Annotated in this window: 14 protein-coding genes and 1 tRNA gene; 10 read left to right on the top strand and 5 right to left on the bottom strand. The window is 68.9% G+C overall.

Going from position 1 to position 16,688, the window contains the following annotated elements; all coding sequences use genetic code 11:
* The first annotated feature begins 51 nt into the window (after positions 1-51).
* The 7 genes from QE377_RS12000 to QE377_RS12030 all read left to right on the top strand — a co-directional run bounded on the left by QE377_RS12000 (position 52) and on the right by QE377_RS12030 (position 6,511).
* Complete coding sequence (locus QE377_RS12000; protein WP_307325986.1) at positions 52-1,539, top strand: anchored repeat ABC transporter, substrate-binding protein; 1,488 nt, start codon at positions 52-54, stop codon at positions 1,537-1,539.
* Complete coding sequence (locus tag QE377_RS12005) at positions 1,536-2,603, top strand: choice-of-anchor M domain-containing protein (protein WP_307323385.1); 1,068 nt, start codon at positions 1,536-1,538, stop codon at positions 2,601-2,603. The genes QE377_RS12000 and QE377_RS12005 overlap by 4 nt, the downstream gene beginning before the upstream one ends.
* Complete coding sequence (locus tag QE377_RS12010; RefSeq protein WP_307323387.1) at positions 2,600-3,361, top strand: anchored repeat-type ABC transporter ATP-binding subunit; 762 nt, start codon at positions 2,600-2,602, stop codon at positions 3,359-3,361. Before QE377_RS12005 ends, QE377_RS12010 begins: the two co-directional genes overlap by 4 nt.
* A complete protein-coding gene (locus QE377_RS12015; protein ID WP_307323390.1) occupies positions 3,358-4,329 on the top strand; it encodes an anchored repeat-type ABC transporter permease subunit in 972 nt (323 codons plus the stop codon). The genes QE377_RS12010 and QE377_RS12015 overlap by 4 nt, the downstream gene beginning before the upstream one ends.
* Positions 4,326-5,150: a lytic transglycosylase domain-containing protein gene (locus QE377_RS12020; RefSeq protein ID WP_307323393.1), complete on the top strand. Its 825-nt coding sequence runs from the start codon at positions 4,326-4,328 to the stop codon at positions 5,148-5,150. The genes QE377_RS12015 and QE377_RS12020 overlap by 4 nt, the downstream gene beginning before the upstream one ends.
* Before the next feature lie 33 nt (positions 5,151-5,183).
* Positions 5,184-5,336 carry a hypothetical protein gene (locus tag QE377_RS12025; protein ID WP_307323396.1) on the top strand — a complete coding sequence of 51 codons (153 nt, stop codon included), beginning with the start codon at positions 5,184-5,186 and terminating at the stop codon, positions 5,334-5,336.
* A gap of 116 nt (positions 5,337-5,452) precedes the next feature.
* Positions 5,453-6,511 (top strand): helix-turn-helix domain-containing protein, encoded by a 1,059-nt coding sequence (locus QE377_RS12030; RefSeq protein WP_307323399.1) that lies wholly within the window; start codon positions 5,453-5,455, stop codon positions 6,509-6,511.
* A gap of 591 nt (positions 6,512-7,102) precedes the next feature.
* On the opposite strand, the gene QE377_RS12035 is transcribed toward QE377_RS12030, so the two are convergent.
* The 4 genes from QE377_RS12035 to QE377_RS12050 all read right to left on the bottom strand — a co-directional run bounded on the left by QE377_RS12035 (position 7,103) and on the right by QE377_RS12050 (position 13,260).
* A tRNA-Pro gene (locus tag QE377_RS12035) sits at positions 7,103-7,179 on the bottom strand.
* Between the two features lie 54 nt (positions 7,180-7,233).
* Positions 7,234-9,702 (bottom strand): hypothetical protein, encoded by a 2,469-nt coding sequence (locus QE377_RS12040; RefSeq protein ID WP_307323401.1) that lies wholly within the window; start codon positions 9,700-9,702, stop codon positions 7,234-7,236.
* 103 nt (positions 9,703-9,805) lie between these two features.
* The gene (locus QE377_RS12045; protein WP_307323404.1) at positions 9,806-10,741 is read right to left on the bottom strand and encodes a metallophosphoesterase; all 936 of its coding nucleotides are present in this window, start codon (positions 10,739-10,741) and stop codon (positions 9,806-9,808) included.
* A complete protein-coding gene (locus QE377_RS12050; RefSeq protein ID WP_307323407.1) occupies positions 10,738-13,260 on the bottom strand; it encodes a transglycosylase domain-containing protein in 2,523 nt (840 codons plus the stop codon). Before QE377_RS12050 ends, QE377_RS12045 begins: the two co-directional genes overlap by 4 nt.
* Positions 13,261-13,367: 107 nt before the next feature.
* On the opposite strand from QE377_RS12050, the gene QE377_RS12055 reads away from it, so the two are divergent.
* Both QE377_RS12055 and QE377_RS12060 read left to right on the top strand, forming a co-directional pair.
* Complete coding sequence (locus QE377_RS12055; protein ID WP_307323410.1) at positions 13,368-13,592, top strand: hypothetical protein; 225 nt, start codon at positions 13,368-13,370, stop codon at positions 13,590-13,592.
* Positions 13,589-14,059, top strand: coding sequence for a RidA family protein (locus QE377_RS12060; RefSeq protein ID WP_307323413.1), 471 nt, complete (start codon positions 13,589-13,591; stop codon positions 14,057-14,059). The genes QE377_RS12055 and QE377_RS12060 overlap by 4 nt, the downstream gene beginning before the upstream one ends.
* A 100-nt stretch (positions 14,060-14,159) precedes the next feature.
* On the opposite strand, the gene QE377_RS12065 is transcribed toward QE377_RS12060, so the two are convergent.
* On the bottom strand, positions 14,160-15,362 hold the full coding sequence (locus QE377_RS12065) for a hypothetical protein (protein WP_307323415.1): 1,203 nt from the start codon (positions 15,360-15,362) through the stop codon (positions 14,160-14,162).
* Between the two features lie 361 nt (positions 15,363-15,723).
* Here QE377_RS12065 and QE377_RS12070 point away from each other — a divergent pair, with 361 nt between their 5' ends.
* Positions 15,724-16,626, top strand: coding sequence for a hypothetical protein (locus QE377_RS12070; RefSeq protein ID WP_307323418.1), 903 nt, complete (start codon positions 15,724-15,726; stop codon positions 16,624-16,626).
* Positions 16,627-16,688: the final 62 nt, after the last annotated feature.

A 16,688-nucleotide genomic window follows, 5' to 3' on the forward strand; every position in this document is an offset into this window, starting at 1 on the left:
ACCGGCTGTGCGGGTCCGCCCGCGCTCTCCGCCGACGGAGATCGCTTGCGCGTGGTCACCACCACGGGCATCCTGCGAGATCTCGTGCACAACGTCGGCGGAGACCGCGTGGACGTGGTCTCGCTCGTGCCCGACCGCGCCGACCCGCACGCCTATGAGCCGACGCTGCGCGATGCCCGCAACGTCGTCTACGCCGACGTGGCCTTTTCCAACTACGCGATGCTCGAGGAACAGTCGGTCATCAAGACCCTGGATGCCAATCTGCGCGGCGACGCGGTGAGCGTCTCGCTCGCCGAGGAGTCGGTGAAGTACGCGGCCGAGATCATCCCGCTCGTCGAGGACGTGTCGCTCGACACCGTGTGGCTCGGACTTCGGGCACAGGGGCGGGGGGCCGCGTACGGGGCGACCCGCACGTCGGAGGTGCAGTTGTCGGCGGTCGCGGCCACCGGGCCGGGCTCGATCGTGGCGTACCTCACCGGGTCGTTCGGCGACACCGATCGCTACATCGACTCGTCCGACGGGTTCGACCCCGCGGACGGGTACCGCGACGACACGGTGGCCCTTCCCGCCGATGCGCACACGCACCTGTCGTGGGCGTTCACCGAACCCGGCACCTACACGCTGACGCTCCGCGCGCGATTGCAGGTCGACGACACCGCGCGCCCCGTCGACCTCGGCGAGGCGACCTACGTCTTCGCGGTGGGCATCGACCCGCGGGAGGCTGCGGCCGAGGCCGGGCTGACCGATCCCGTCGTGCTCGACAGGGGGCATGCCGATCTCACGGTCGACGTGGATGCGGCCCGCCTCGGCGTGCGGTACGACCCGAGCGGCGGCGGAGACCACACGCAGCGAACCCTTCCCGCCGACGGCGTGATCGTCGAGGTGCCCGCGAAAGCGCGCACGGAGATTCCCGCGGGGGAGGAGTTCCGCTTCCTCGGGCGCGCCGGACAGCCCGTGTACCAGCTCGCGCAGGCGGTGCTCGGCAAGCACGTGCACGGCGAGATCGACCCGCACCTCTGGCAGGACGTGCGCAACGCCATCGCCTACGTGCAGCTGATCCGTGACACCCTCATCGGCGCCGACCCCGCCCACGCGCGGGACTACGCCGAGAACGCGCGACGGTACCTCGGGGAGCTGGATGCCGTGGATACCGAGGTGCGCGCGAGCTACGCGAGCATCCCGCCCGGTGACCGGCATCTCGTGACCACGCACGACGCCTTCGGCTATCTCGCGCACGCGTACGGGCTCGAGATCGCCGGTTTCGTCACTCCGAACCCCGCGGTCGAGCCCTCGCTCGCCGACCGCCGCCGACTCGCCGACACGATCCGGAACCTCCACGTGCCCGCGGTCTTCCTCGAGCCGAACCTCGCCGCACGCTCGTCGACGCTCACCGACGTCGCCGACGACCTCGGCATCCGGGTCTGCCCCATTTACGGAGACGCCTTCTCCGACACCGTGACTACCTACCTACAGCTCGTGCGCGCCAACGCCGACAGCGTGCGCTCGTGCTTGTCCCCCTCCGTGGAAGGAACCCCATGATCCCGTCCCTGCGTGCGTGTGCGCGGGCTGCCGTCATCGTCACGGCGGCGCTGCTCGCGTCGGGCCCCGCCACTGCGGCATCCGCTCTCCCGAGCGTTCCCGGAGCGTCGTCCGCCCGCGACGGCGCGACCGCCCCGGCATCCCCTCTGCCCGGTGTGCGCGCGGCGACCGATGAGGACCCGAACCTCGACCAGACGCTCGGCGAGCTCGCGATCGTCCACGGCGAGCGCGTGCTCGAGGCGGGCCACCTCGACATGGGCCCGAAGTACGACGCCGACGGTGCATGGCGCTTGCTCATCCACGACGACGTCGCCAAAGCCGATGCCAACGCCACGAGCGTCTGGCGCTACCCGGACGAGACCGTGCTCTATGTGCGCGACGAGGGCAAGCTCGTCGTGCCCGACGATGCAGCGTACGCCTTCGTTGGTGCGGACCCGGGGAGCGAGGTGTGGGTCGCGCCACAGACGCAGGATCCCGACGTCGTCTGGATCGGATGGAACACCCAGGATCCGGCGGTCATGCAGACCGTCGACCGCGGGGTCACGCTGTCGCTGCGGGCCGTCGAAGGGCCGGGCACCATGACGACCTACCTGCAGTCTGGCTCGTTCGGTGCCCCACAGGTGCTCTGGGACTCCCGCATCGCCGAGGCGCAGCCGGTGTGGGTCGACGTGAACACCCACACGCACGCCAACTGGGTGTTCACCGCCCCGGGGGTCTACCTCGTCGAGCTCACCGCCGAAGCCGACCTGATCGACGGCTCGCACGTATCGGACACGCAGCGTCTGCGGTTCGCCGTCGGCACCTCCACCTCGCCCGACGAGGCGTTCGCGGCGACATGGACGGAGGGATCGGACACCGAGTCCGCTGCCCCCGTGAGCGTTGCGACAGCCCCGCCGAGCCCCGACTCGCCCCTCGTGCCGATCCTCGTCACGGCGATCGTCGTCGTGGCGGTGGCAATCGCCGGTGGCGCGATCGCCGTCTCGGTGCGCTCCGCGCGTGCCAAGCGAGCCGTCCTCCGGAGAGGGGCGGCGGGAACGGATGCCGAGAGGGAGGCGTCGTCGTGAGCGTCGGTGTGACGGCGCTCGAAGTGAGAGGGGTCTGCGTCGACCTGGGGGGCCGGCGCGTGCTGCAGGACGTCGACCTCGTCGTGGAGCGCGGAGAGCTCGTCGGCCTCCTCGGGCCTAACGGCGCGGGCAAGACGACGTTGCTGCGCACGGTGCTCGGGCTCCAGCCGGCAGTCGCGGGCCGGGTCCTCGTCGAGGGGCGGGTGACTCGCCCGGGCCGCGCGGCCATCGGCTACGTGCCCCAACGGCACGAGTTCGCCTGGGACTTCCCGATCTCGGTCGCCGATGTCGTCATGACGGGCCTGACCGGACGGCTGGGACTGCTGCGCCGACCCGGTCGCCGCGAGTGGGAGGCCGTGGCCGAAGCCCTCGAGCGGGTGCGGATGTCCGAGCTCGCCGAGCGCCCCGTCGGGCAGCTGTCGGGCGGCCAGCGCCAGCGCGTCCTGGTCGCACGAGCTCTGGCCCTGAAGCCCGCCGTCTTGCTGCTCGACGAGCCCTTCACGGGTCTCGACATGCCGACCCAGGGCCTGCTCGCGGCGCTCTTCGCCGATCTCGCGCACGAAGGGCACGCCGTGCTCATGACCACGCACGATCTGCTCGGCGCGATCGACGGCGCCGATCGCCTCGCTTTGCTCAACCGCGCGATCGTCGCGGTGGGAACGCCCGCGCATCTCGCACGAGACACACGCGCGTGGCGCGAGGCTTTCGGTGTCGGACCGGAATCCGCGCTCGTCCGCATGGTGCGGAGCGTCGCATGAGCCCCGTCGATTTCTTCGTGGATCTGCTCAACCCCGACCTCGCCTTCCTCCCGAAGGCCCTCGCGGTGGCGGTGATGTCGTCGATCGTGTGCGGCATCGTCGGCACGTACGTGGTGCTGCGCGGAATGGCCTTCATCGGCGACGCGGTCGCGCACGCGGTCTTCCCCGGTCTCGCGGTCGCTTTCGTCGTGTCGGGCAACCTCGTGCTGGGCGGGACGATCGCCGGCGTCCTCACCGCGGTGCTCGTGGCCGTGTTCGCCCAGAACCGCCGGCTCAAAGAGGACTCGATCATCGGGATCTTCTTCGTCGCCGCCTTCGCGCTCGGCATCGTGGTCATCTCGCAGGCGCCGGGGTACGCGGGATCGCTTCAGCAGTTCCTCTTCGGCTCGATCGCCGGCATCCCCGACGAGGACCTTCCCGTCATCGCCGTGACGTCCGTCGTCGTCCTCGCCGCGGTGCTCCTTCTGAACAAGGAGCTCGTCACGGTGAGCCTGGACCGAGAATCCGCCCGGGCGCTCGGCCTGCGGGTGTTCTGGCTCGACCTGGCGCTCTACGTGCTGGTGACGCTCGCCGTCGTCATCAGCGTCCAGACCATCGGCAACATTCTCGTGCTCGCGCTGTTGGTCACCCCAGCCGCCACCGCGCGGCTGCTCACCGACCGCCTGGGCGTCATGATGCTGCTCGCGCCGGCCATCGGAGCGGGCGCCGCGCTCATCGGGCTCTACCTCTCGTGGTCGTGGGCCCTGCCCACCGGCGGGACGATCGTCCTCGTGCTGACCGCGGCGTTCCTCGGGGCCTGGACGCTGTCGCCGCGACAGGGGGTGATCGGCCGTGTCCTTGCTCGGCGCCGGCCCACGGCACCCGCGGCGCCCTCGTCTCGCGACCCTCTTTCGCCCGGGACCGTCGCCTCGCCACGCTCGCAGGCCGCACTGCCCACGCCTGACCTCGCCCCGGAAGGACGACCATGACCGATCCCGAGCCGCTGCTCCCACCCGTATCGCGTTCACGCCTGTGGCCCGTTGTGACCATCGTCCTCGCGCTGCTCGCCGTCGGTATCCTCTCCGTCGGCGTCGGAGCGCTGGCCGCGACCCCTCCAGCCCGGCAGGGCGCCGTCTCGGCACCGGCCGCTTCGGCGGAACCCGACCCGGAGACCTCGTTCGCGCCCACTCCCGGGCCCACCGTGGCCGTGACCCGAACGGACGGGGCTGTCGCGGCACGAACGCCCGTGTCGGAGCTCGCCGACCCCGAGTGGATCGACCGGGTCTCGGCATCCACCGGCATCCCCGCCCGGGCGCTCGCGGCCTACGCGGGCGCCGTCCTCGACGTCTCACGCACCCATCCCGGCTGCGGGATCGGCTGGAACACGGTCGCAGCGATAGGCCTCGTCGAGAGCGAGCACGGCAGCATGAACGGTGCGCATCTCGCGGTCGATGGAACGGTGTCGCCCGCGATCATCGGCATCCCTCTCGACGGGAACGGCACCGAGATCGTGCGGGACACCGATCATGGTGCGATCGACGGTGACGCGGTGTGGGACCGCGCCGTGGGGCCGCTGCAGTTCATTCCCTCGACGTGGGCGCAGGTCGGGCGTGACGGCAATCGCGACGGGACCGTCGACGTCAACCAGATCGACGACGCCGCCCTCTCGACCGCCGCGCACCTGTGCGACGTGGGCGGCGATCTCACCCTGCCGCAGAACTGGATCGCCGCGGTTCACGCGTACAACCCGTCGGTGGAGTACAACAACCGTGTGGCCGCTGCCGCGGAGCAGTACGCGGCGGCACGCTGACCCACACCGAAGGTGGCTCAAAACTGCACCGTCGTGGTTGTCGCTCACCGCCTCGCGACGGTGGTGGCATCCGACAAGATCTTTGTGATCGAACGCGGCGAGGTCGTGGCGGAGGGGACACGCACCGAACTCGCCGTTTCATCGTCGCTGTATCAGGACCTTGCAGCGAATCAGCTGTTGATCTAGCGCTGGAGCGCAGGTCGACCCTTGACTGGTCTCACTGGCCAGTTGGTCGGGCGCGTGTTTCTAGGCAAAGGCGCGCGAGCTGGTGTTGGCTTCCGAGTATGACGAGAGATATAGACATGACGTCCAAATCGAGCTTCGGAGCATTCGTGCAGGAGAAGCGGCGGGCAGCCGGCATGACTCAGCGGCAGCTTGCCTCAGAGTTGTTTGTGACGGAGTCTGCCGTCTCAAAGTGGGAACGAGGATTGTCGTACCCGGACATCTCAGTGGTGAGCGCTCTTGCTCGCGCGGTCGGGGTCAGCGAGGGCGAACTCTTCAACGCAAGCGAGAACCGTGAGTCGCGGATTGTTGAGAGTCAGGCTCGCAGCTACCGTCGGTGGCGCACAGCGATTCTGTGGACAACGATGGTCTTTCTCGGCGCCGGATTGATCTCGAGTCTCATCGTTAACCTCTCCGTTCAGCACATAATCTCTTGGGCTTGGGTCGTGTTGGCTGCCGTGTTGATCTTGGCATCGGTTACCGTCCTGCCATTGCTGGTGGTGAGACACCGTGGCTGGATCACCGCATCTTCCGCACTGGCGTCGACGGTGCTTCTGCTCGTCACGGTGCGGGCGCTCTACGGAGGGAGCTTCCTCACTGTCAGTGTGGCGTCGCTGCTATTTGTAGCGGGGCTGGCGGCGTTGATACCGCTGGCGCGGTCGGAGTCCTTGCCGATCCGTCTGCAGCCACATCGCCTTCTGCTCGCGACCGGGCTGGGATCCATATGGCTCCTTGGGTATCTGCTGGTCGTCGTGGGAAAGGTCGGACAGATCACTTCCTACCTTCCTACGATCGTGCCGCTCGTCCTGATTGGACTGGCGCCGCTGTGGACCGCGGTAGTTGTGTGGCGATACCTGCCGGCTGCCCGGACCATCCGAACTGCCGTGATTCCAGTCGTCATGGCCGCCTATACCTGGGTCGCGGGACCGCTCGTCGATGCTGTGCTGAGCGGTGGGGGCATCGTGGTGCGCAACGCCGACCTCGCGTTGTGGACGGCTCCAGTGCGCGAGCGAAATGTGTCGGCCATTGTGGCCGCGAGTTTCCTCGTTCTCGCTGCGGTTAGCGTGACGCTGAGCTTCATCAGACGAGGCGCAATGCATCGAGTGGAGCCTTCGATCCCTGAGAACGTGGCTCGCTGAGAGGCTCCGTGAGGCGCGCCTGACGAACCGGGACAGATGTGACGCTGGGGTACGTCGCAGATCTCTTCTGTGGAAGCTGACCGTGCCCAGAGAACCAGTTGGAAGAGGCGGTGACCGTCGAACTCGACTGGAGCCTCGACGATCACCGCCAGGGTGACTAGTGGACATGTCCGACCGCATCTGAGTGACGCCGCACGAGCCTCGTCTCGGCGTCCGAGACGCAAGGAGCGATCGCGGAGAAGGTCGCTCACACGGTCGCGGCGCTCGAAGTCGGTGCACAACATGCTCAGTCGCAGATTCGCCTTCTTGAGACGCCTGGTGCGCTCTACGGGGGAGCGCCCGACCACGTGAAGCGCGACATCCTCTCAGGGCTCTTCACAGGCCTGACCATATTTGCCGATCCCGATCAGGGCGTCTCCATCGCGGCACAGCGAACTATCGTCAACGAGGCGGTTCATCAGCTCAATGCGCGAAACCACGCTCGACGCAAGTCGGAACCAAGCAAGAAAGCCCCCCGCGATACCGCGGAGGGCTTTCTTGCTTCGAGCCTTGAGACGACTTATTCGTCCAAAGATTCGAACATTCTTCAAATGGTCGGGGTGACAGGATTTGAACCTGCGGCCTCTTCGTCCCGAACGAAGCGCGCTACCAAGCTGCGCCACACCCCGTGGCAACCGTTCAAGTCTACCTCAGCCCGACCGATTCCCCGAATCGCGGGCGCGTCACAGGCGCTGCTCGCGGTGGCGTCGCCACGCGACGACGGATGCGGCTGCGAACCCGAGTGCGAGCGCGCCCACACCGAGCCCCGCGACCGTACGTGTCGAGGGTCCGCCGCTGAGCGCCAGCATGTCGACGAAGGTCGTCTCGCCCTCCTCGCCGCAGGTGCCGGTGTGCAGCACGAGGGGTTCTGCGCCCGGCGTGGGCCGGTAGGAGAGCTCGGCGATCCAGAGCTTCGTCCCCTGCTCATCCGACGTGACGTCGGGGGAGACGTACTCACCGGATGCGGAGACCACCACCGGAGCCGTCCGGTGCTCGAGCGTCTCCGCATCGCAGCGCGGCTCGGTGCCCGGCTCGTTGTGGAACACCGAGAACACCAGCTGCGCGTCGACGCCCTCGCCGAGCCCCGTGACCACGGCTCGGTCGTTGTAGGGATCGCCGACACCCGCGTGTTCGACCGCGCGGGTGGTGACCGCGGGCTGCTCGACGAGCGTGGTCTCCTTGGCCAGGCCGCAGGTTCCGCGGGCGAGCAGGCGGGCCTCGCCGCCCTCGGGCGTGTGCCAGAGCGATTCGATCCAGTAGTGCACGCCCACTTCGTGCAGGCGCACCGCCGGGGAGGCGTACTCGCCCGCAGCCGTGACGGCGACGGGGGAAGCGGATGTCTCGGCGACACGCGTCTCTGCCGTGCAGGCCTCCGCCGGAGCGACGCCGTCGGGCGCCTGGAACACCTCGAAGCTCAGCCAGGTGGTGCCGGATGTCGGGACGAGGCCCTCGACCACCGCCGTGTCGACCGCTGCGCCGCCGAGCCCCACGGAAGCGACCGCCCACGTCGACACCGTCGGCAGGGGAGCGCGGGTCGTCTCGCTCTCGACGCCGCATGCGCCCTCGTGGATGAGCCGGCCCTCGACGTCGGTCGCGTGTTCACGCCACACGTACGTGCCGAAGTCGGGGACGACGGGCCCGGCGATGCGCGCCGACCCGGGCTCCGTCACGCGTACCGGTTCCTCCGGCCCCTGCCAGATGAGGTTCTCCGCCGTGCAGGCATCCGTCGCAGCGACACCGTCGGGAACACGGAACACGGATGCGGTTACGAGAACCCCCGACACGGGGAGGGGCGCCGCCACGATCACCTCGTCGGACATCGGGTCGCCGACCGCCACGAGAGGGTCGGCTTCGGAGGAGACCTGCGGAACCATCGTGATCTGACTCTGCACCCCGAAGCGTTCCTGCCACACGTAGTCGGCGGTGAACGCCGCGGCGGTCTCCTGGCTCTGCCGCGATCGTTCGATGCGCCAGACGGCGGTGTAGAAGCCGGGACCGGGCAACGGCGCGGCGGACTCCACCCGGTACGGAGCTGTCGGCCCGATGGCGGGGTCGGTGGTCACCTCGAGGGCGGCGACCTCCTGTGCGTCGGCGGGCACCGCATCCGTGAGTTCCGGCTCCGTTTCGGTCCGATACAGCGTCGCGGTCGCCGTGACCGGAAGGTAGCCGCCCTCTCCCGTTCGTCCCCACGCTCCGCGGGCGCTGGCGAACGTCACGTCGTCGACGTAGGAGCCGCCGGGGACGTATCGCGACACCACCTGTGTCGTGACGAGTGGGTCGAACGTCGTGTCGCGTTCCTGCTCGTCGGCTCCCGCAAGCGGGAATTCGAGACGGCCGCCCGGTCCTGCCGTGTCCTGACCGCCGGGTGTGGTGAAGTGTCGAACGACGGGCAGGAAACCGCCGACGAAGTGCCCCTCGCCCGAGACACGGAAGCGGGTGCTTCCGGCAGGAGCGGACGCGAGGATGTCGTACGCCACACCGATCTGCGCGTCGTCTCGCGTGGCCGCACCGGTGTCGGTGAAGACCGCGTTCTGCAGGGTGATCCGTCCGCGCGCGCCGGCGGCGTCCGCGACGGCCGTCACCGTGCCGCGCAGGGGAGAAGCCGCATCCGTCGCGAACTGCAGCGAGCCGGTGGCCGTCGTCTGTCCGGCCGGCAGCGCCATCGCCTCGGCGTAGTACGCGGCGGCGAGATTCTGCACGGCGCCGTTGTGGTCGGGCGCGACATGGCGGAACACCCAGTCGATGGCGCCCTGCAGGCTGTCGCCGGGGTAGCCGAAGTGGTGCAGGGATTCGTTCCAGTTCGCGATCGCCTTCACCGCCCAGGCGACCGCCGCCGCCTGCACCGGATCATCGGTCTGCCCGTAGGTGGAGACGAGCATGTTGATCGCGGTGAGCCGCTGCGGGTCGAGGCCCGCGGCATTCGGACTCAGGCCGTTGTCGACGCTGTCGCCGGTGGGAAGGGGGCGTCCCGGAAAGATGCAGTACGTGTGGATGCCGTTGATCGCCATCGAGCCGTGCCAGCCGTAGCGGGTGGAACTCGCCCATTCACCGAATCCGGATCCAGGAGAGGCCGCGGATGCGGGCATGATCGACACCACGGCGGCGACGACAGCGGCGGCGAGAACGAGGAGAGCAGCGAGCACACGTTTCATGTCCCCGATGCTCGGCGGCACCCGCGTCCAGCGTCGGGCGATACCGGCGAACGGGGGAGGGCGCGCGCACGGCGTCCGGCTGTGGAGAACCGGAGTCCCTCCGTCAGGCGACGGGGACCAGCGTCAACAGCGAAGCCTCCGGGCGGCAGCCGAAGCGCACCGGCGCGAAGATCGAGTGGCCGATGCCGGCGCTCACATTCAACGGCACGCGGCGGCCGCCGTGCACCCAGGTGCTGAGACCTCGGGCCTGATCGAGCGGGATGTCGCAGTTCGCGACGAGCGCGGAGCGCGAGAACGGGATGCGGACCTGACCGCCGTGCGTGTGCCCCGCCAGCAGCAGATCGGCGTCGAGGTCGACGAAGGCGTCGAGCACCCGCCGGTACGGCGCGTGCGTCACGCCCAGCACGAGATCCGCCTCGCCGGCTGCGCGCTGTTCGGCGCGCATCGGAATGAGGGCTGCCGTGTCGTCCCAGCGTCGGTGGGCATCGTTCACGCCGAACGCGTCGATGCGCAGCCCCGCCACCTCGAGCGTCGTCGCGGTGTTGTCGAGCGCGTGCCAGCCGAGCTCTTCGGTGAGGAAGCGATCGAGGGCGCCCGTGTCGAGGGACTCCGCCGAGCGGTGCGCCTTCGACGGCCCCGTGAAGTAACGCAACGGATTGCGGGGAGACGGCGCGTACAGATCGTTCGAGCCGTGAACGTACACGCCGGGTACGCCCCGCAGACCTGCGAAGGCGTGGCGGATGCCGGCGAGGCCCTCCGCGTGGCCGAGGTTGTCGCCCGTGTTGACGACGAGGTCGGGTTCGAGCTCCGCAAGGCGGGCGATCCACTCCTGCTTACGGTGCTGCCACGGCGCCATATGAGCATCGGACAGGTGGAGTACGCGCAGCTCGCGCGCGCCCGCAGGCAGGATGGGCAGAGTGTGCTCGCGCAACGTGAACAGGTACCGCTCGACCCCGACGCCCCACACCGCGGCGCCGACGCCGACCGCCCCCACCGCTGCGACAGCGGTGAGGGCGGAACGGCTCGGATTGCCGGTCAACAGCTCTTCTTGGAGTAGTTGATCAGGATCTGCGAACCGCGGTTGACGGCCGTGCCTGCGGCGGGGTTGGTGCCGGTGGCGCGGCTCTCGTTGTCGGGCAGCTTGTCGTCCGGGGTACAGGTTCCCAGCGCGATCGAGGTGAATCCCGCATCCTGGAGCGTCTTCTGCGCGTCCTGCACCTTGCCGCTCACGGCAGGAACGGTCGCGCCCTGGCCGTTGCTGGGGCTGATCGTGACGGTCGTGCCGCCCGCGACCTGTCCGGCGCCCGGGCTCTGCGCGGCGACGATGTTCGTCGGCTGGTCGGAGTCGACGGGGTCGCCGACGGTCACCTCGAACCCTGCCCCCTGGAGGGTGGTCTGCGCCTGGTCGATCGTCTGGCCGACGACGTTCGGCAGCTCCTTGAGGACCCGCTTGGTGAGGTTGGGGTCGGGATCGGGGAAGTTGTCCGCGGGGAAGACCTGATCGGCGGTGCGCTGCAACGCCTTGGCCAGTGTGTAGCGGATGTTCTGCAGACCACGGCCGAACATGTCGTTCTCGCCCTGGACAGTGCCGACCCAGGCTGCGTTGGTGACGCGCGTGCTCGACTCGATCATCCAGGTCTGCAGGCCCTCGTGCGTGCCCGTCTTACCGATGAGCTGGGTTCCGTCGTAGGGGTTCGCGCCCGAGCCGGTTCCACCGTTCATGACGCCGCGCAGGGCGTAGGCGGCCGTGGCGGCGACCTGGGGCGAGATGACCTGCGTGCAGGTGCGCTCCGGCCGAGGAAGCTCGTTGCCGGAAGCGTCGGTCACGCGGTCGATGGCCTGCGGCTGGCAGTAGACGCCGTTGTTGGCGACGGTGGCGTAGGCGCCGGCCATGGCGATGGGCGAGACGTTGTCGACGCCGATCACCTCAGAGGGGTTCTCCATGGTGATGTCGCTGCCGTTGCCCTTGGTGACGCCCATCTTCTTGGCGACCTTGGCGATGTCGCACATGTCGAGCTCCGCCGCCATCGCGAGATAACCCGTGTTCAGCGACTGTGCGGTGAACGCCATCGGCGTGCCGACGGAGCCTCCCACCTTGCCGAAGTTGTTGATCGGGGTGCTGTTGACGATGTTGCCGGTGCACGAGTTGGTGAAGTTCTTGAACACCCGCATCCGGCCGTCGAGTACCTCGTTGACGGACCGACCCTGTTCGAGCCAGTCGACCAGCGTGAACAGCTTGAACGTCGAACCTGCCTGGAATCCGCCGGAGCTTCCGAAGGTGCTGTCACCCGCGTACACGAGCGAGCTGTAACCCTGTCCCGCGTTCGCCTCCTCGGAGAACTGCGTGTTCTGCGAGATGGCGAGGATACGGCCCGTGGAGGTCTCGATGCTCGCGGTGGCGGCACCGAAGTCGATACCGGAGACGTACTGCGGCGCGTTCTCGGACATCGTCGTCGAAGCCGTGTACTGGATGTTGGGCTCGAGCGACGTGTAGATCTGGAGGCCACCGCGGCGCAGAGCGAGCGCGCGATCCTCGGCCGTCTCGCCGAAGGCGGGGTCGTTCTTCACGACGGAAACCACGTACTGGCAGAAGTACGGCGCGCTGGTCGCGGCGCACCCTGTGGTCGGCTGCGTGATCACCGGCGTGATCGGCTCGGCCACCGCGGCGTCGTGCTGCTCCTGCGTGATCTTGCCGTCGGAGAGCATCCGATCGAGCACGTACGTCTGGCGCTTCTTGGTGAGGGCGTAGCCGTCGGCCGCGCCGTTGGTCTCGCGGTTCGGCTGATCGATGCGGTACGTGTTCGGGTTCTGCACGATGCCCGCAAGCGTCGCCGCCTGGCTGAGGTTGAGGTTGGACGCCGGAACGCCGAAGTAGTAGCGGGCGGCGGCGTCGATGCCGTAGGTGATTCCACCGAAGTTGGCGATGTTGAGGTAGCCGAGCAGGATGTCGTTCTTCGAGTACTTCTGCTCGAGACCGATCGCGTAGCGCATCTCCTGGAGCTTGCGCTCGATACCGCTCGAACCCGAGGAGTCCGTCGCCTGCAGGAAGCAGGACTGCCGCTCGTCCTCGCTCTGCGCGTTCCACTCGCAGCGCTGGATGAGGATGTTCTTCACGTACTGCTGGCTGATCGTCGATCCGCCCTGCGTGTTGCCGCCGCCCTCGAGGTTCGAGAGCACGGCGCGTGTGGTGCCGATCAGGTCGACGCCACCGTGGTCGTAGTACCGGGGGTCCTCGCTCGAGAGGATCGCGTCGTACATGACGGTCGCGATCTGGTCGAACGTCACCGGCGAACGGTTCTGGTCGTAGAAGGAGGTCTGCGGGGCGTAGTTGCCCGTGCCGTCCTTCCAGTAGATCGTCGACGGCTCCATGATGTCGTCGATCTCGAGGTAGTTCGGCATGTTGTCGAACAGCTTGATGGCTTGCGATGTCGCGGCGCCGGTGACGGCGATGGCGGGCGTGACCGTGGCGGTGATGAGAACACCGGCGACGACGCTCAGGCCGACGAGTCCGGCGAGGCCAGAGAGCACACCGGTGGCCGTGCGTTTCTTATCGGGCATAGGGTGATCGTAAGCCAGGATGCTGGGCGAACACTCGAAGGCGCCGCATCCGGTTCCCGCTGTTTCCGGGGCTCCGACCCCGTCCTCACCCACGAACGGGAGACACCGTGACCACCTGGGAGTACCTCACCACTCCGCTGTTGATCCACAACACCGCCGCCATCTTGAACAACTGGGGCAAGCAGGGCTGGGAGCTCGTCCAGGTGGTGCAGGGCCCCGAGGGCGGCCTGGTCGCCTACTTCAAGCGCCCGGTCGGCACGGATGCCGCCGCCAACGCAGGTCTCGGTGCAGCCCAGGCCGCGGCGCGGCAGTTCGAAGGAGAGAACGTATGAGCACGGTGTCCGAGCGACTCGCGGAACTGGGGATCGACCTGCCGGAGGTCGTGCCGCCCGTTGCGTCCTACATCCCCGCGAAGGCCTTTGGCGACCTCGTGCACACCGCCGGCCAGTTGCCGTTCGTGGGGGAACAGCTCCCTGCGACGGGCAAGGTCGGCGAGGGCGAGGGTCTGGTCGCGCCCGAGGATGCCGCGACGTACGCGCGTCAGTCCGCGCTGAACGCGGTGGCCGCGGCCGCAGCAGCTGTCGGCGGGGTGGACCGTCTGACCGGTGTGCTCAAGGTCACAGGATTCGTGTCGTCGGTGCCGGAGTTCACCGGACAGCCCGGCGTGATCAACGGGGCCAGCAACGTGCTCGCCGAGATCTTCGGTGAGTCCGGTCGTCATGCCCGCTCCGCCGTGGGCGTGCCCGTGCTCCCGCTCGACAGCCCCGTCGAGGTCGAGGTCGTCTTCACCGTCGCCTGAGGCAGCATCACGCAGGAGCCCCGCGCCCCCCCAAGGCCGCGGGGCTCCTGCGTGTGTCCGCCCGGTCGGTCGCACGCCGAGGTGTGCGCCGGCTATCGGCTCATCGACGGACGAGGCGGCGCGCCGTGACGATCCCGCTGCCGACGAGGAGAGCGAGCATGGCGGCCAGGATCGTGCCGATCTGCATACCGGAGCCGGTGGCTGCGAGCTCATCGGGCACGTGCGCGGCGACGGCGGATGGACTCGCCGGCGTCACCTGGATCGCTCCCCATCCGAGGAGGTTTCCCTCCGTGTCGGTCAGCGCGATCCTGTGCGCTCCGGCGGCGGCGTCGGCTGGCAGCGTCAGGGTCACCATGCCCGCCGCATCCACGACGGCCTGCCCGAGGGAGGTCGGGGACGAGTAGAGCCATCCGTTCACCGTCTGGCCGGCGTAGCCGGGGGCGATCGAAATCGTGACGTCGGCTCCGGCGCGCCCCGTGGCGGGGACGACGACGGTCCCGCGCATCTCCTCGGTCAATACCTCCGCGGACGGCGCCTGCGGCGCGGAGGGGGTGCCGGGCTCGGCGGCCGGCGCGGTCGTGAACGTCGTCGTCGCGGCCATACTCGGCCCGAACCACCCCGTGCTCTCGAAGAAGTAGCTGGCGGTGATGGTCGCCGTGTACGTCGTGGCCGGCTTCAACGCGCCGAACACGCCGATCGTGCCGTCCACGGCCGAGGCTGCGCGCTCGATGGTCTCTGCGCCGTCGTCGAGGACCAGTTTGTAGACGATCGACGCGCGGGAGGTCGGGCCCGTCTGCTCGGGGAGGAGGTCGTTCACGGTGTGCACCGAGAACGTGACGTCGGTCGTGCCGACATCGGCACTGGTGATGACGGGTGCTGAGGTGATGTCGGGGAGGACGAAGAAGAAGTTCGAGACGCCCGCGCTGCCGGAGGCGTTGATGGCCGCGACGTCCACGGCGTACAGGCCGGGGGTGAGCTCTGCCAGCGGGAAGTCGCCGGGGGTGCCGCGTTGCAGGACCATCGGCTCGCCGCCGGCTCGTGGTGTGACGCTCGCTTGATAGGTCTCGACCGGGCCACCGCCCGTTCCCGCAGCGACGGTGATCTTCGCCGACGTGGGATCCACGAGCGTGACGGTGATCGACGGCACGGCCGGGCGTTCCAGGGCCTCGACGGTCGAGTCCGGACCCGTTTCGGCGGCGGCCGCCATCGTCGGGGCTCCGAGCGCGAATGCCGTCGCGAGGGCGAGCGACGATACGAGGAGTCGGATGCGGCGCGGTGAGGGATCGATGAGGTGTCGAGGCATGAGCTGTCTCCTGGTGTGGCCGAAGGAACGAGATCGATCGGGGGCTGTGAACGGATCTCGCGTCGACGCTATTGGTGCGGCCGCGTCGTATCCCGGTCGGCGGGCGTTCCCAGACGATCCCGGACAGATCGGTCGTCTGTTTGGCGCGCCACGAGGGGTGCGCCAGAATGAGCGTCTGGGAAATACGGGGGTCAGGATGAAGGGCGACGGCGGTGGTCGTGTCTCAGGGGCCGGTTCCCTGATCTCCGTCGCGGAGGATCTTCAACGGCTGCGCCATGCGGCCGGGGCTGTGAGCTACGCCGAGATCGCGACGCGGGTCACGAGCTTGAGGGCGGTCCGGTCCGGCCGTTCGTCGGTTCCTGTGTCGCGCTCGACGGTGTACGACGCGTTCCGGCCCGGACGCACGCGACTCGATGCCGATCTCGTCGTCGACATCGTGCGGAGTCTCGGAGTCGCCGATGCGGACGCGGAGAGCTGGCGCGACCGATGCATGGCAGCCAAGCCCGCCGCGCCGCGGCCCTCGCCGCGTGTGGGGACGGCATCCGGAGCCGAGGCGCCGCCGGTGAGCGCGGCATCCGTGCTCCGCCTCGACGCGCCTCGTCCGGCCGGGCGACGCGTCGCTCTCATCGTCGGCGTGATGATCGGAGCCGTCCTCTTCAACGTGGCGGGTGGCCGCGTCGTGCTCTGGCTCGATCTGCCGCTCTACCTGGACATGGTCGGCACCGCAGTGGTCGCCGTCGCTCTCGGGCCCTGGTACGCGGTCGCGACGGCCGTCATCACCCAGCTGGGCGGTGCCCTGGTCAACCAGAGCACCTTGGGTCTTCCGTTCACGCCTGTCGCGGTGGTCGGTGCGCTCCTGTGGGGGTACGGCGTGCACCGCTGGGGATGGGGGCGCTCGCTCTCGCGGTTCCTGCTGCTCAGCGTGGTCGTCGCCGTCGCGTGCACGGTCGTCGCCGCCCCGATCACGGATCTCGTGTACGGCGGCTTCAGCGCCCATGTGGCCGGAAACTCCCTGACGGCGCGATTCCGGGATGCCGGCATGGTGCTTCCGCTCGCGATCGCGATCGCGAATCTCATCACATCGCTGCTGGACAAGCTGATCGCGAGCTTCGTGGCGCTCTCGCTGGCTGCCCCCATCCGACGCTGGATCACGAAGGATCGGGATCCGTCGCCGGACCTTCCGCCGATGGTGCTGTTCGCCGGCCGCCGCCCGTCGCCGGCCCTTTACGCCGGCGTCGCGGCGCGCCGTGCATCCGTCCTATGAGCGTCGTGGTGCTGGTCCTCTCCGGCGGCGAACTCATCCACATGCCCCCGGCCTCAGTGCCC

The organism is Microbacterium sp. SORGH_AS_0862 (genome assembly GCF_030818795.1).
GTDB lineage: Bacteria > Actinomycetota > Actinomycetes > Actinomycetales > Microbacteriaceae > Microbacterium.

What these genes read in the sequence shown, in the direction of transcription:
- QE377_RS12065 (WP_307323415.1), bottom strand. Translation starts at nt 15,362, where the DNA reads ATGCCTCGACACCTCATCGATCCCTCACCGCGCCGCATCCGACTCCTC.
- QE377_RS12015 (WP_307323390.1), top strand. Translation starts at nt 3,358, where the DNA reads ATGAGCCCCGTCGATTTCTTCGTGGATCTGCTCAACCCCGACCTCGCC.
- QE377_RS12050 (WP_307323407.1), bottom strand. Translation starts at nt 13,260, where the DNA reads ATGCCCGATAAGAAACGCACGGCCACCGGTGTGCTCTCTGGCCTCGCC.
- QE377_RS12040 (WP_307323401.1), bottom strand. Translation starts at nt 9,702, where the DNA reads ATGAAACGTGTGCTCGCTGCTCTCCTCGTTCTCGCCGCCGCTGTCGTC.
- QE377_RS12030 (WP_307323399.1), top strand. Translation starts at nt 5,453, where the DNA reads ATGACGTCCAAATCGAGCTTCGGAGCATTCGTGCAGGAGAAGCGGCGG.
- QE377_RS12020 (WP_307323393.1), top strand. Translation starts at nt 4,326, where the DNA reads ATGACCGATCCCGAGCCGCTGCTCCCACCCGTATCGCGTTCACGCCTG.
- QE377_RS12060 (WP_307323413.1), top strand. Translation starts at nt 13,589, where the DNA reads ATGAGCACGGTGTCCGAGCGACTCGCGGAACTGGGGATCGACCTGCCG.
- QE377_RS12005 (WP_307323385.1), top strand. Translation starts at nt 1,536, where the DNA reads ATGATCCCGTCCCTGCGTGCGTGTGCGCGGGCTGCCGTCATCGTCACG.